At 67.9% G+C, this 14,309-nt stretch carries 17 protein-coding genes; 15 read left to right on the top strand and 2 right to left on the bottom strand.

Annotated elements, in window-relative coordinates; all coding sequences use genetic code 11:
* Positions 1 to 70 precede the first annotated feature (70 nt).
* The 12 genes from LUX31_RS14350 (at position 71) to LUX31_RS14295 (ending at position 10,244) form a co-directional block, all read left to right on the top strand.
* Positions 71 to 1,699 carry an AAA family ATPase gene (locus LUX31_RS14350; protein WP_235475174.1) on the top strand — a complete coding sequence of 543 codons (1,629 nt, stop codon included), beginning with the start codon at positions 71 to 73 and terminating at the stop codon, positions 1,697 to 1,699.
* An 11-nt stretch (positions 1,700 to 1,710) separates the two neighbouring features.
* Entirely contained in the window at positions 1,711 to 2,103 is a 393-nt protein-coding gene (locus LUX31_RS14345) for a TadE/TadG family type IV pilus assembly protein (protein WP_235475173.1), read from the top strand.
* A 73-nt stretch (positions 2,104 to 2,176) separates the two neighbouring features.
* Positions 2,177 to 3,523, top strand: coding sequence for a CpaF family protein (locus LUX31_RS14340; RefSeq protein WP_235475172.1), 1,347 nt, complete (start codon positions 2,177 to 2,179; stop codon positions 3,521 to 3,523).
* A 43-nt stretch (positions 3,524 to 3,566) separates the two neighbouring features.
* The gene (locus LUX31_RS14335) at positions 3,567 to 4,508 is read left to right on the top strand and encodes a type II secretion system F family protein (protein ID WP_235475171.1); all 942 of its coding nucleotides are present in this window, start codon (positions 3,567 to 3,569) and stop codon (positions 4,506 to 4,508) included.
* A 17-nt stretch (positions 4,509 to 4,525) separates the two neighbouring features.
* Positions 4,526 to 5,416 (top strand): DUF5936 domain-containing protein, encoded by an 891-nt coding sequence (locus LUX31_RS14330; protein WP_235475170.1) that lies wholly within the window; start codon positions 4,526 to 4,528, stop codon positions 5,414 to 5,416.
* A 26-nt stretch (positions 5,417 to 5,442) separates the two neighbouring features.
* On the top strand, positions 5,443 to 6,807 hold the full coding sequence (locus LUX31_RS14325; RefSeq protein ID WP_235475169.1) for a sensor histidine kinase: 1,365 nt from the start codon (positions 5,443 to 5,445) through the stop codon (positions 6,805 to 6,807).
* The gene (locus LUX31_RS14320) at positions 6,791 to 7,540 is read left to right on the top strand and encodes a response regulator transcription factor (RefSeq protein ID WP_235475168.1); all 750 of its coding nucleotides are present in this window, start codon (positions 6,791 to 6,793) and stop codon (positions 7,538 to 7,540) included. Before LUX31_RS14325 ends, LUX31_RS14320 begins: the two co-directional genes overlap by 17 nt.
* 108 nt (positions 7,541 to 7,648) lie before the next feature.
* Positions 7,649 to 7,849, top strand: coding sequence for a hypothetical protein (locus LUX31_RS14315; protein WP_235475167.1), 201 nt, complete (start codon positions 7,649 to 7,651; stop codon positions 7,847 to 7,849).
* Positions 7,846 to 8,454 carry a pilus assembly protein TadG-related protein gene (locus LUX31_RS14310; RefSeq protein WP_268828258.1) on the top strand — a complete coding sequence of 203 codons (609 nt, stop codon included), beginning with the start codon at positions 7,846 to 7,848 and terminating at the stop codon, positions 8,452 to 8,454. The genes LUX31_RS14315 and LUX31_RS14310 overlap by 4 nt, the downstream gene beginning before the upstream one ends.
* 15 nt (positions 8,455 to 8,469) lie before the next feature.
* Positions 8,470 to 9,066 (top strand): hypothetical protein, encoded by a 597-nt coding sequence (locus tag LUX31_RS14305; RefSeq protein WP_235475166.1) that lies wholly within the window; start codon positions 8,470 to 8,472, stop codon positions 9,064 to 9,066.
* A 2-nt stretch (positions 9,067 to 9,068) separates the two neighbouring features.
* Positions 9,069 to 9,689: an OmpA family protein gene (locus tag LUX31_RS14300; protein ID WP_235475165.1), complete on the top strand. Its 621-nt coding sequence runs from the start codon at positions 9,069 to 9,071 to the stop codon at positions 9,687 to 9,689.
* 39 nt (positions 9,690 to 9,728) lie between these two features.
* Positions 9,729 to 10,244 (top strand): hypothetical protein, encoded by a 516-nt coding sequence (locus tag LUX31_RS14295; protein ID WP_235475164.1) that lies wholly within the window; start codon positions 9,729 to 9,731, stop codon positions 10,242 to 10,244.
* Between the two features lie 24 nt (positions 10,245 to 10,268).
* On the opposite strand, the gene LUX31_RS14290 is transcribed toward LUX31_RS14295, so the two are convergent.
* Positions 10,269 to 10,460 carry a hypothetical protein gene (locus tag LUX31_RS14290; protein ID WP_164315744.1) on the bottom strand — a complete coding sequence of 64 codons (192 nt, stop codon included), beginning with the start codon at positions 10,458 to 10,460 and terminating at the stop codon, positions 10,269 to 10,271.
* Between the two features lie 10 nt (positions 10,461 to 10,470).
* Positions 10,471 to 11,331, bottom strand: a complete 861-nt coding sequence (locus LUX31_RS14285; RefSeq protein WP_235475163.1) for a helix-turn-helix domain-containing protein — start codon at positions 11,329 to 11,331, stop codon at positions 10,471 to 10,473.
* Positions 11,332 to 11,619: 288 nt separating this feature from the next.
* On the opposite strand from LUX31_RS14285, the gene LUX31_RS14280 reads away from it, so the two are divergent.
* The 3 genes from LUX31_RS14280 (at position 11,620) to LUX31_RS14270 (ending at position 14,267) form a co-directional block, all read left to right on the top strand.
* Complete coding sequence (locus tag LUX31_RS14280; protein ID WP_443045961.1) at positions 11,620 to 12,141, top strand: ATP-binding protein; 522 nt, start codon at positions 11,620 to 11,622, stop codon at positions 12,139 to 12,141.
* 456 nt (positions 12,142 to 12,597) lie between these two features.
* On the top strand, positions 12,598 to 13,248 hold the full coding sequence (locus tag LUX31_RS14275; protein WP_235475162.1) for a hypothetical protein: 651 nt from the start codon (positions 12,598 to 12,600) through the stop codon (positions 13,246 to 13,248).
* On the top strand, positions 13,236 to 14,267 hold the full coding sequence (locus LUX31_RS14270) for a hypothetical protein (RefSeq protein WP_443045960.1): 1,032 nt from the start codon (positions 13,236 to 13,238) through the stop codon (positions 14,265 to 14,267). Before LUX31_RS14275 ends, LUX31_RS14270 begins: the two co-directional genes overlap by 13 nt.
* Positions 14,268 to 14,309: the final 42 nt, after the last annotated feature.

Genomic DNA, 14,309 nt, shown 5'->3' with positions numbered 1-14,309 from the left:
TACGTACGAAGCCGCAGCCACGGTCGCAGACACATGCGCACCCTCGGCCGTGCCCGGCGAGGGTGTGCCGATGACCATCCGCATCCTCCCCGCCACCGCCGACATCGAGTCCGCCCGCGCCCTGAGCACCCTCCTCAGCAGGCTCCCCGACGCCGAACCCGCCCCGCCCGTCGCCGACTCGACCGCGCTGCTCGACACCCTGGCCCGGCTGGCCGCCGAGTCACTCGACGAACTGCCCGAAGTCGTCCTCATCCACGAGCGGATAGGGCCCGTCCCGGCCCTCGATCTCGTACGCGACCTCGTGCTGCGCTTCCCGGCCGTCGGGGTCGTCCTCATCACCGCCGACCCCAGCACCGGCGTCCTCACCGCCGCCATGGACTCCGGCGCCCGCGGGATCGTCCAACTGCCGCTCACCTACGAGTCCTTGGCCGAGCGGGTGACGGCCGCCGCGTCCTGGTCGTCCGGCATGCGGCGCCATCTCGGCAGCAGCGCGCCGGAGTTGTACGCGGGCCCCGGCGGTACGGTCGTCACCGTCACCGGCGCCAAGGGAGGTGTCGGCGCCACCGTCACCGCTGTCCAACTCGCCCTCGCCGCACGGGCGTCGGGCCGGACCGTCGCCCTGCTCGACCTGGACCTCCAGTCGGGGGACGTCGCCTCCTACCTGGACGTCCAGTTCCGCAGGTCGGTCGCCGACCTGGCCGCCATCACGGACATCAACCCGCGTGTCCTCCAGGACGCCGTCTTCATCCACGACACCGGCATCGGCCTGCTCCTGGCCCCCGCCGAGGGCGAACGCGGCGAGGAGGTCACCGACCGGGCGACCCGCCAGATCGTCGCCGCCCTGCGCTCCCGGAACGACGTCGTCATCGTCGACTGCGGCGCCCGGATGGACTCCGCCACGGCCGCCGCCGTCGAGATGGCCGACCACGCCCTGCTCCTCGTCACCCCGGACGTCGTCGCCGTACGCGCCGCCAAACGCATGGTCCGCCTCTGGGACCGCCTCCAGATCCGCAAGGCCGAAGAGACGTTGACGGTCGTCAACAGGCAGTCGAAGGGTACGGAGATCCAGCCCGCCCTCGTCGAGAAGGTCACCGGCACCAAGGTCGCGCGGGCCTCGATTCCCGCCGCCTTCAAGGAACTTCAGGGCGTGGTGGACGCGGGCAGGCTCCAGGACCTGGACGCCCGGTCGACCGTCAAGCAGGCACTGTGGGCCCTGGCAGGGGAGTTGGGCCTGGTAGTCGTCCCTGAAGGGGGCGGCGGCAAACGACGCAAATCCTCGGCGTCCTCGGACCGGGGCGCACTGACCCTGCGCCGACGAGGGGAGCGCGGCGACCGAGGCGCCGTGACCCTCGAATTCGCGGGCATGTTCCCGCTGTTGCTCGTCGTGATGAGCATCCTCTGGCAGTGCGCGCTGTACGGCTACACGTACTCGTTGGCCGGGAACGCGGCGGACGAGGCGGCTCGCGCGGCCACAGCGGCGTACGCCCTCGACTCCGGCGGCTACGAGGGAGCCTGCGAGAGCGCCGGCGGCGAGCACCTCCCCGGAGCCTGGTCCGGTGCCACCATCGACTGCGGACCCGAGGGCGAGGTCATGAAGGCCACCGTGAGCGCCCAAGTCCCCTTGTTCTTCCCCGGGTTCGACGTCAACTGGACGGTGAACGGCGAGGCGGGCGCGGCGCTGGAAGGGGACGGGGACTGATGAGGGGGCTGATGAGGAGTCTTCGGGACCGTCTGGCGAGCCGTCTCCGGGAAGCGAGGGGGCGGGGTGACCGGGGCGCCTCCATCCTGGAGTTCGCCGGTTTCCTCCCGATCCTCATCGTCGTCGGCCTGGCCTGCATCCAGCTCGGCCTGATCGGCTACGGCATCAACCAGGCCGGGACGGGGGCGCGTGCGGCCGCCAGGGCCGCCTCCCTGGACGGCGACGGGGAAGCGGCGGGCGTCGCCTCCGTCAGCGACTGGCTCGACCCACAGGTGGACGCGCCGCTCGGCGCGGGCGACACGACCACCGCGACCGTGACCGTGACCGTCCCCGCGATCATCCCGATCTTCGACGCCTGGCCCGTGACCCGCGAAGCCACCATGCCCAACGACGACGACGGCTGACCGACAGCCGACCGATAGCCGACCGAGATGATCCACAACTCAGTGTGACTGGAGAGGAGTTGAGACCGAGACCATGAGCCTGCGCTCCCGCATAGCCTCCCCCGACGACAACGGCAACGGAACCGCGCGCGAGGACGGCCACCTCGTCGCCGTCTACCGTGCCAAGCTCCTCGAAGAGATCGACCTCGCGGAGATGTCCAGCCTCGCGGCGGCCGAACGCCGTGTCCGACTCGAACGCGTCCTCGGCCACATCATCAGCCGCGAGGGCCCGGTCCTCTCCTCCGCCGAACGCTCCCAGCTCATCAGGCGGGTGGTCGACGAGGCCCTCGGCCTGGGCGTCCTCGAACCGCTCCTCGCCGACGCGTCGATCACCGAGATCATGGTCAACGGCCCCGACTCGATCTTCGTGGAACGAGCGGGCCGGGTAGAGCAGTTGCCGATGCGCTTCGCGTCGAGCGAGCAGCTGATGCAGACCATCGAGCGGATCGTCTCGACGGTCAACAGGCGGGTGGACGAGTCGAATCCGATGGTCGACGCCCGCCTCCCCACCGGCGAACGCGTCAACGTCATCATCCCGCCGCTCTCCCTCACCGGCCCGACGCTCACGATCCGCCGCTTCCCCCGCGCCTACACGCTCCCGGAGTTGATCGGCCTCGGCTCGCTGGACGAGCAGATGCTGATGCTCCTCGCGGCCTTCGTCCGGGCCCGCTTCAACGTCATCGTCAGCGGCGGTACGGGCACCGGCAAGACCACGCTCCTCAACGCCCTCTCCGGCCTGGTCCCGTCCCACGAGCGCATCATCACCATCGAGGACTCGGCCGAACTCCAGCTCCAGCAGGAGCATGTGATCCGCCTCGAATCCCGTCCGCCGAACGTGGAGGGCAAGGGCCAGATCACCATCCGCGACCTGGTCCGCAACAGCCTGCGCATGCGCCCCGACCGCATCATCGTCGGTGAGGTCCGCGGCGGCGAGACCCTCGACATGCTCCAGGCGATGTCCACGGGCCACGACGGCTCCCTGGCCACCGTCCACGCCAACTCGGCGGAGGACGCGCTGATGCGTCTGCAGACCCTGGGCTCGATGTCCGAAGTCATGATCCCCTTCGAGGCGTTGAAGGACCAGATCAACTCGGCGGTCGACGTGGTGGTCCAACTGGCCCGCCACGCCGACGGATCCCGCCGTATCGCGGAGATCGCCCTGCTGGTCTCCCACGGCCGCGAACAGTTCCGCATCGCGACCGTCTCCCGCTACGTCTCCCGCCCGTCCGGCCCCGACCGGGTCGCCCAGGGCCACTTCCAGCACCTCCCGCTGCCCCGCCCGGTCGCCGAGAAGCTGTACCTGGCGAACGAGTCGCTGCCACCGGCGTTCGGCGTGGCCGAGGTGCTCGACGTACTGGACACGAGGCAGGCGATCGGATGAACACGCGGACCACCACCAGGATGATCGGGCGGAGCGAGCAGCCATGAACAACTCGGTCCCGCTGGCGTTGGGCGCCACCATGCTGTGCGGCACACTCGCCGTCGCGGGCGTGCACACGTACGCCACCGGCCGCGCCCAGCGCCGGGCACTCGAAGACCGCCTCTCCGGCGGCGGCGCACTCCACACGGTGGCAGGCCGGGTACGCCGGTTCGCGACCGTCGACCGACGCCTCCGCCGCACCCGCCTCGGCCGCACGATCCACCTCCGCCTCTCCGCGACCGGACTCGACCTGACAGCAGGCGAGTTCTTCACGTACGTCACCGGAGTCGGCGTCGCCCTGTGGCTGCTGGCGGCCGCCGTACTGGCCCCCTTCTTCGGCCCGATCGCCGCACTGGTGACGGTCTGGGGCGCGGCGATCTTCCTCAACTGGCAACGCCAGAAACGTATCGAGGCGTTCATCAACCAACTCCCGGACGTGGCCCGGCTGCTGGCCAACGCCACGGCGGCCGGCCTCGCCCTGCGTACGGCACTGGCGATGGCGGCGGAGGAGCTGGAGGCCCCGGCGGGCGAGGAACTGGCCCGGGTGGCCGACCAGTTGACCCTCGGCCGTACGGTCGACGACGCACTCGGCGAACTGGCGGAACGCCTCCCGTCCCGCGAACTCGTCGTACTGGTAACGACGTTGGTCCTGGCGAACAAGGCGGGCGGCTCGGTCGTCAGCTCGCTCCGCAACCTCACCCAGACCCTCGAGGACCGCAAGGAGACGCGTCGCGAGGTCCGCACGATGCTGTCGGAGGTCAACGCGACGGCCTTCACGGTCCCCTGCCTGGGCCTCGGTTCCCTCCTCCTCATCAACTCCTCGAACGAGGGCGCGCTGGAGAAGGTGACCGGCTCCGGCCTCGGCCAGGGCCTGATCCTGCTCTCCCTGGGCCTGTACACGGTCGGCTTCTTCGTCATCCGCCGCCTCGGCAAGATCGAAGTCTGAGGGGAGTGGACGAACCGATGCTGCCTCTCCTCCTGGCCCTGCTGATGGCGATCGCCGTCGCGGGCGCCCTCCTGGGCATCCGCATGATCCGGGCGGACGCCAAACTCCCCTCCGACCTGATGCTGGCCCTGGAGGTGGGCGGCACCCGCGTCTCGAAGGCGGACTCGGCGGTGGACCGCATGGGCATGCGGTTCGCCCCCCTCGTACTGCGCCTGATGGGCCCCCGCCGGGTCGACGCGAAACGCCTGCGCATCGACATGGCGGGCAACCCCGGCGGCCTGACCATCACCCGCTACGCGGCCCGCCGCGCCGTCTACGTCACCTTCGGCGTCCTCCTCGGCCTGATCTTCCTCACGAACGGCCAACTCGTCCTCGCCGTCATCACGTTCGCGTTCGGGGTGACGGCGGCGGACGCGGCGATCTGGCAGGCGGTACGGGAACGCAAGGACGTCATCGACCGCACGCTCCCGGACTTCCTGGACGTCCTCGCGGTCGTCGTGTCGGCGGGCCTCGGCTTCCGCCAGGCCCTGGACCGCGTGGCGGAGCGGTACGAGGGACCGTGGGCGGACGAACTCCGCATCACGCTCCGCCAGATGGACATGGGCGTGAGCCGCCGCCAGGCCTTCGACGAACTCCGCAGGCGCAACTCCTCCGAGCAGGTTGCCCAGTTCGTCTCGGCGCTCCAGCAGGGCGAGGAACTGGGCGCCCCGATCGCGGAGACCCTGATCCAGATCGCCGCGGACATGCGCCGCACCGACGCCCAGGAATCCCGCCGCCGCGCCGCGAAGACGATCCCCAAGGCCACCCTCGTCACCCTGGTCTTCATGCTCCCGGCGACGATGATCCTCATCGCGACGGGCATGTTCCTCGGCTCGGGCACCAACTTCGGCTCGATTCTGGGGCGTTGAGGACGATGAAGGCGTGGGTGACGAGCATGCGACGCCGTGGGAAGCGGAGCCGGGGCTACGACCCGACCGCCGGCTATCTGGCCGACGACGCCCCGCCCCCGGCCAGCGTCCGCCTCCAACTGAACGCCCTGCAGGCCCTGTGCCGCCAGGCGTTCGCCGTACGGATGACGATGCTGGCCCTGGGCACGCCCTTCGCGATGACCAACACGGCGGAAGGCCCCCCGCGTTACATGGTCCTGGCGGCTGCCGTCCTGGGCATCACGGCCTCGTACGCCATGTACCGCGACTGGGACCGCCTGGCCCCCCGCCTCCTGGCTCATCCCACCCTGATGGCAGCGGACTTGACGTTCGCGGCGATCCTCCTGCTCACAGCATCCCCAGCCTCCCCCCTGGCATACGCCACGGCATGCACCCCCCTCCTCGCGGGCCTCCTCTACGGCTGGCGGGGCTCAGGAGTCTTCACCGGCCTCCAACTGGCGGTCCTCCTCACGGTCTACCGGGCCTGGGAACACCGCCCGGGCACCGGCACGAGCACCCTCCTCATAGCGGGCTTCTGCGTCGGGGCCGGCATCATCGGCGTCACGCTGCGCAACCTGATGTTCCGCTTCGGCACGGCGAGCGAGGCACTGGCGGAGGCGAACTCCAGGCTGGCGGTGGCGGAAGCGGTGGAGTCCGAACGGGCGCGCCTGGCAAGGCAGATGCACGACTCGGTGACGAAGACGCTGCACGGCCTGGCCATGGCGGCGGAGGCACTGGCGGCGACCTCGGCGGCCGACGCGGACCCGGACACGGTCCGACGCCAGGCATCCCTGGTGGCCGGGGCGGCCCGCCGAGCGGCAACGGAGTCCCGCGACCTGCTGACGGACCTGCGCCACCACACGGACCTGACGTCCCCGGACGTGGACCTGGTCGCCGAACTGGCGCGGCGGGCGGCGGAGTTCGAGCAGAGCACGGGAATCCGCACAACCGTGGAGTCCCCGCCCGGACGGATCGCCGCCCTCTCCGCCCTCCCGCACCGGACGGCACACCACCTCCTGGCGATCGTGTCGGAGGCCCTGGAGAACACGCGCAGGCACGCGAGGGCGACGAGGGTGAGGGTGGAGGCGGAGCCGTCGGGGGCAGGTGCGGAGGGCGTGACCCTGCGCATCCGGGACGACGGAGTGGGCATCCCCCACCCCCTGAACCTCGAAGAGACAGCCAGATCAGGCCACTTCGGAGTGCTGGGCATGGTGGAACGGGCGAGGTCGCTGGGCGCGGTGATTCACGTGGGCCGAGGCGAGGAAGGGGGCACGGAGGTCCGCGTGGACGTGGTCCCACCAGGACTCGACTACGTACCGATGCCCAGGCCCCGCCCCCGAAAGGAGGCGGAGTCGCATGCCCACCACAGATGAACGACGGCGCCCGGATCTGCTGCGGGTGCTGGTTGCGGACGACAACCCGGTGGTACGCGCGGGACTGTCGGCGCTGCTCGGCGGCCACCCGGACATAGAGGTGGTGGCGGAGGCGTCGAACGGCACGGAGGCGGTGTCGGCGGCGGAGCGGATGAGCCCCGACGTGGTGCTGCTGGACGTACGCATGCCAGGCACGGACGGCCTGACGGCGCTGCCCCAACTGGCGCTCCTGGCACCGGTGATGATGCTGACGTACAGCAGCGAGCCGGAGGTGGTGCGGCAGGCGCTGCGCCAGGGCGCGTCGGGGTATCTGGTCCACGGAGGCTTCACGACGGAGGAGTTGACGGAGGCGGTGCGGGCGGTGGGGAGGAAAACGAGGGCGGCGGATTCGCTCGTCGTTTCCTACGAACCGAGCGAATGCTCTTCGCATATGCAACCGTTTATGGCACTCTTGTCAAAGAATCCGGAGACTCCAGAAACTAGGCTAGGCCACGCGACGACACTCGCCGCCCGCGCCCGCAGTCGACCGGACTTCGGCCTGAGTTCAAGGGAGGTGGAGGTCATGGATCTCATCGCAGCCGGCATGAACAATCGCCAGATCGCCGCCACCTGCTTCATCAGCGAGAAGACCGTCAAGAACCACATCAACCGCATCTTCGCAAAGCTGCACAGTACGACACGGAGCGAATCGATCGCCCGGTGGCTGGGTACGGCTCGGGAGGGGTGGGAGTGATGGGGCGTGCTGTGGGGGGGAGTTGGGTCCCTGGACCCACGCGGAGTAGGCGGGTTCTCACATACTGTGCTGAGGTCGGTAGTGGTGTCGGGCGGGAAGGCGCAAGCCATGATGAAGGTCAACAGGTGGGCGCGGACCGTTGTCTCCCGGATGCGCGGGAAGGGACGGGACGCGGGGGCCGGGTTCGTGGAGTATGCGGGCCTCATGATCATCATTGCGGGGATCTTTACGCTGATCGACGGGTTGGGGCTGGACGGGTTGATCTCGCAGGCGATCCTGACAGCCGTAACCAACGTCATTGGCGGCTGAGGGTTCCCGAACCACGCGACGACCGAGGACAGACTCTCCCCATCTACATCTGGCTGACAGGGATTCTGCTCTTCGCGGCGGTCGCGTTCTTCGTGTTCGCCCAAGCAGCGTCCGTCCGTAATGGAGCTCAATCCGCGGCGGACGCTGCGGCGTTGGCGGCGGCGCAGGACGCCCGGGACGAACTGGTGGACTCCCTGACGGGTGCGATCGGACAGGGCAACGACTGGCTCGACTGGCTGGACGGCCAGGATCCACCGGGCGTCGGGGCCACAGCGGCTGCGCAGGCACTGGCCGTCGAGAACGGCTCGACCGTTCAGGGCGGCGCTGAACCTGTCGAGAGGGATGGTTTCCCCGGGTTCCGGGTCGCAGTCGAGACCAACAATACGGTCGGCGCCTCGATCATTCCGGGCACGGAGGGCATGCACGCCAATGCCGACGCCATCGCCGTCATCCAGCCGCGCTGCGATTTCGATCCCGATGCGGATCCCACGCTGCCGGTCGATCTGAACTGTGACGGCCAGATCGTGACCATCGACCCCGGAAACTTCAATCCGGCCGACTTTCCTGACGCATCCGTGCTGTTCTCTGTGTATCTGGCCGAGTGAGAGGAAGCCGTACCGATGGATTTCCGGCGCACCAAGAAGAGCCGCAGGGCGCTGTCGACAGTGGCGATCACGACGGGGTTGCTTCTCGCGGTGGCCGGCTGCGGCGGCGGAGGCGATGACGACAAGGCGTCGAGTACGGGTTCTTCCTCCACCCCGTCCGCCAAGGACCAGGGAGATGCAGACAAGGAAGAGTCCCAAGCCCCCGCAGCAGACCCGGTGTTGGCCGAGGTCAAGGCAGGAGGCCTGACGCTCCAGGTCATGTCGGCTTCTCGCGACGAAGGCGGCTTCGTCACCGTTGAAGGCAAGGTGACCAACGGCACTGGCGCGCCGTGGGTCGGTGCGGATTGGCGCGGTGACGAGAACGAACTCGTCAAGAACGGCGGGTCGATCGCGGGCGCGAGTCTTCTCGACACGGCCGGCAAGAAGAAGTACCTCGTACTGCGTGATACGGAAGGGCGCTGCTTGTGCACGAGGTTCACCGGAGGCGTCGGAACGGGTGACACCACGGAGTGGTTCGCCCAATTCCCCGCTCCGCCCGAAGGCACGACCAACGTCGACTTCCAGGTCGGTTCCATGCCCCCGGCGTCCATCGAGATCTCCGAGGGCGAGTGACGATGACTCGCAGCTACCGCCTCACGGCGACCACGGTCACGGCCCTGGCAGTCCTGGCGACGCTCACATTGGCCACCCCCGTGGCACAGGCCGACGATGACCCAAGCGCACCCCCAGGCAGCGTCACAACATCCCCACCCCCGGAAGTGGACCCCAACAGCCCCGGCCTGAAACTGGCCGACGGCGCCACGCTCGCCGCCGCCAAGGTCCTGGACATCAAGTCGATCGTGGAGGACATGGGCGGCGAGGAACGCCGGGTGGACACGAACGAAACCGTGACGTTCGCACTCCAGGCAGAGGTCCTGTTCCCCAAGGACAGCTCGAAACTCAACCCGGAGGCCCGCTCCCGCATCCAGGCGATCGCCGACGAGATCAAGGCCCAGAAGGCCACGAACGTCAGAGTCTTCGGCTTCACCGACAACCTCGGCTCGTACGCCCACGGCCTGACCCTCTCCAAGAACCGCGCGGAGGTCGTCCACGACGAACTGGCCGCCGGCCTGGGCGGAGACGTCACCTTCCAGGTACGCGGCTACAGCGAGGACTACCCGATCGCGGACAACACCTCGGAACAGGGCAGGCGCAAGAACCGGCGGGTGGAGGTGACGTTCCAGAAGGGGGAGTGAGGCCGACAGCTTCGAGTGACAGGGGATGCGGGGCGGCAGATGCCACTGCTGGACACACTGGTGACAACGGCCGCCGGAGCACTGGCCGCAACGGCCGGGGTCCTGGTCGGCGGCATCGTCACGCATCGGGCCCAGGACCGTCAGTGGCTGCGGGACAAGCAACTGATCGCCTACCAGGAACTGATCAGCCACTACGCCAAGTTCACGATGATCCTCAGCCGCGCCCACGCCGGCCGACAGGGATGGGATTACGACTGGAGCGAGTGGAGCGCGGCCCTGACCCGCGCCAGCCTGGTCGCCCCCGCGGCGGTCGCGACGGAGATCGACAACTTCGGCAAGGCGATCGGTACGTTCCTGGACCAGGTGGCACGCGACCCGGCACGCGATCCGTCACGAGACCCACTGAGCGTGGAGGAGTTCGCCGAGGCCAACAGAGCGCCGGCCGAGGCGCAGGTGCAGTTGGTCAACGCGATACGACGGTCACTGAGCAAGGAACAAAAGGAGCTGGCTTTCTGGATAGGGGGATCCTTCGCGGGCAGACCGGACGACACGTGATGGACGCGGCATGGTGTGAAAGCGTCATACCAGGTGGTCCGCCTTCCCTGCCTTGATGTCCCGGACCAGCGCGAGGAGGGCCTCGCGGCTGTCCGTCAGATAGCGCTCTTCCTGACCCGCGACGGCTATGTAGGCGTTGCCGTCGTCGTCGGTACCAAGACGGAAGCAGTTGTTGCCCTCGCCGCAGAAGGGCTCTTCCCAGTGGATGCCGGTCACGATCTCTCCCCTAAAGGTCGCGGGCGATCTGGTGGATGAGGTCACGGGAAGCCACCTGCGCCAGCGCCGCGTTGTCCATCCAGTCCAGGTGGACACGGTACTTGCTGAGCTGCGCTTCGGCGTGCGTGAATTCGGGCCCGTGTGCGGAGTCGAGCTGCACGGTGTCGAGTTGAGCTGTCACCCCGTCTGCGTACAGCAGCGCATGCCCCGCTCCGGGAAATCCGCCTGTGCTGAACGGAACGACCCGCACCTCGACGTTCTCGCACTCGGACTGCATGCACAGCTGCTTGAGCTGCTCGCGGGTGACTCCGGTGCCACCGAAGGGCATACGCAGGGCGGCTTCGTGGACGAAAGCGGCGTACGACAGGGGTGTGGAACGCTCGAAGACCTGTTGACGCTCCATGCGGTGGGCGACGCGCAACTCGATCTGTAGTCGGGTCAGGGGCGGTAGGACTGAGGCGAAGACAGATCGGGCGTACTCCTCAGTCTGGAGCAGGCCAGGTACGTGCATGACCTGGACGGTGCGAACACGGGTGGCGAACCACTCCAACTCCGCGATGTCCAGCAGACCTGCGGGCAGGCTGCCCCGGTGCTTCTCCCACCACCCGCGTTCCTTGCTGCCGACCGTGTCGGCCATGGCTGAGAGCGCCTCAACGTAACGCGCGTCCGCGCAGGCGTAGTTGCAGGCGAGTGTGCGGACGCGCTCTGCTGAGAACGGCCGGATCCCGGACTCCATGTTGGACAGCCTGGTCCGGTCGATGCCGAGCAGCCCGGCTGCGTACTCGGTCGTACATCCGGCCGCGAGACGCATCTTGCGCATCTCGGCGCCGAGCCGCTTCTGCCGCTCTGTTGGCGTGGTCCTGGTCGACATGCCATCCCTTCTGGCCCTGGATGGCTCACAGTCTGCCCATTGAGCCTCCTTCCGGTCCACTCCTTGGGGGTAATTATCCCTGAAGTAATGGACACTGTGACTTCTAGAGATCTACCTTCGGTGACGTAGTGACTACCTACCGCACTGCCGGAAGTGCATCGCGCGAGCCTGCCCGTACCTCCTTCCCTGGGAGGGGCGGGCCCGCGTCAGGGAGACGGGCCGCCGGCTGTACGCACTCGCACCCGCGTCGAATCGCCTCGAACGTGCCACTCGAGCAATGGAGTTGCCGTGACCGCACCTGCACCTGTACCCGCGACTACTTGCCCGCTGCCCATCGACCCCCTGCCCACCTCGGCACCCGGGCCGGAGAAACTCGCATACAGCCTCACCCTGCCCGCCGCGCCGACGAGCGCGGCGATCGCGAGGGCGGCTGCCCGTGCGGTGCTGCACAGGCATGGCCTGCACGACATGACCAACGCGGTCGTCCAAGTCGTGAGCGAACTGACGTCCTGCGCCTGCCGTTTCACGACTGCCGACGACATCTACGTCTCGCTCCGCTACCGCGACGGGGCGCTGCGCGTGATCCTCTACGACGCCCACCCCAGCCACACCCACCCCCGTTTGTCGGCGGCCTGCGACGCCAGGCGCCGCGCGACCCTGCGCGTACTGGCATGCGTGGTTCGCACCTGCCAGGGCGACTGGGGCTTCGACGCCGCCCGGGAACCGGGCGGCGGTACGCGTCTGTGGGCGGTGTTGCCGAGGTCGGGGGCGCGGACGTACGGGGCGGCGGTGGAGCGCGCGACCGGGTGAAGTGGGACTGGGCGTGGCAATGTCGACCCGGGGAGCCCCCTCGGAATGGCCTCCCGACGCGGTGGGGTCGCTGGAACTGGGTGGGCATGCTGCTTGTCACTGCTGACTTGCTGGCCCAGTTGGCTTGAGTACTGGACGTCACGGTGAATCTGCATGCGGCGGTCGACGGCGTCAACGCCGTGACCTTCGGCTAGTGGGTGGCGTAGGTCGCAGGAGCAGGTCTTCGCCCATTTGCGGTGCAACCGCTAAACGGCCTGCTCATCGCGTAGTGCGGTGAGCAGGCTGCCGCGTTATGTAACTGTTGCGGGCCAAGTGGGCGAGCTACTGGCCGGTTTGAGTCAGTACGTCCCGCTGGTTGACAGGCTTCAACCTGGTCTCTCCAGGCGTTGGCGGATAGCGTTGCTTCGCCAATGAGAAGCCTCGCCCCACCGGGAGTTGACCGTGACCCGCCGTCCCATGCTGCTCGCAGCGATCGCGCTGACCGCTGCCGCGGCTTTGTCGCTGTCCGCATGCGGGAGTGATGACAGCTCCAACGACAAGGACAACGACAAGATTGCGGGAGCCGACACCGGGAGCGAGACGCCGGCGTCCCCATCGTCGAGCCCGAGCGCGTCGGACTCCGTCGACCGCCCGAAGATTGTCTTCCCGTCCGACGCGAAGAACGTCTTCGAGTACGAGAAGACGGGCGACGCGAAGAAGGACGCTGCCCTCGCTGACAGTGCGCAGAGTGTCAACTCTGTGGACGAAGCGATCTTTGAGGGGAGTACGGGCACGAAGGCGCTGGGCTTCTACAACGCGGACAAGGCTCTGGGCGCGTACATCACATACGCGCAGAAGTACATCGACGATGGCGAGACCTGGGTCGGGGAAACCCGGTACTTCGACTACAAGGTGACTCTCTCCGGAGACAGCAAGGCCTACGTCACATACTGCTCCGACGAAAGCAAGTCCTACATCAAGGACAAGAAGACAGGAAAAGTCGACAGGTCCCCGGCAACGGCGAACGCCTACGTGCTCTACAACACCGGCCTCACCAAAAATGCCGACGGTGTTTGGCAGACCACCGCTATTGTCTCGAACAGGGGGGACAAGGCATGCCAGCCGTAAGGAACTCGGCCAGGATGGGAACGGTCCTTGCACTGGCATTCACTTCTCTATTTGCTTCCGATGCAGCTTTTGCAGAGCGAGGCGAGAACGGAAACGCCTCCCAGCCGACCCAGAAGGCCAATTCCGACGCAGAGGGCAACCTCTTCGTGTCCGTGGGCGACGTCCAGTTCGACCGTTCGAAGAACGGCAGCGGCAGTTCCACGGGCGTACTGACGTCGACAACGCCCTGGACGCCGCCTGCGTGTTGGTATGCGCCGACCTATACGCCCGCCGAGTTGGAGGAGGTCAAGGTACCGGTCTGGGAGGCGGGGTCCACGGGGAACGAGTGGGATGTCGCGCAGCGGAAGAAGTACCTCAACGAGGACGATCCCTCGAAGGACTTCAACAAGGACAAGACCGGCAAGGGCTACTGGTGGGGCTCGTACGTCAACAAGTCCTACCCGCCGGGCTGGGACTCCTGCACCGAGGACTACTTCTGGGTCGACACGGGTGACGACCCGCCCGCGAACATCCCCAACACGATCACCCCGGAAATCCTCGCCGGACTCGCCTACAACGAGATCCGCGTCCCCTCCACCAAAGTGACCCTCGCCCCCGCCGGCGAAACCAAGGTCAACCTCCCCACTTGGGCCTGGCTGGATGGTGCTGACTTCAAGCCGGTCTCCGTCACGGCGTCCGTACCGGTGCTGGACATCTACGCGACTGCGACGGCAACACCAATGTCACTCAGGATCGAGCCAGGCACCGCTGATGCGATGACGTACCCGGCTTCCGGCGTCTGCGAGATCAACAACGGCAGCATCGGCGAGCCGTACGCTGCGGGCAAGGCCGCCCAGACCCCGCCTTGCGGTGTGAAGTACCTGCGTTCCTCCGGTGACGGCACGTTCCCCCTCAGGGCAACGGTCACTTGGAAGATCACCTGGACTGGTTCCGGCGGCGCGGGGGATGACCTTCCGGACGGCAACTTCGGCGCGACCCAGGATGTCGTCGTCCAGGAAATCCAAGCTGTCAACCGCTGAGCGTCGTGAAGGAACTGTCGCGAGATGCCCACTCCCGTGCAG

Origin of the sequence: Streptomyces sp. GQFP (assembly GCF_021545335.1) — a bacterium.
Taxonomy (GTDB): Bacteria; Actinomycetota; Actinomycetes; order Streptomycetales; family Streptomycetaceae; genus Streptomyces.
Note: the sequence above shows the minus strand (reverse complement) of the source record. Positions and strands in the feature narration are given on the sequence as shown.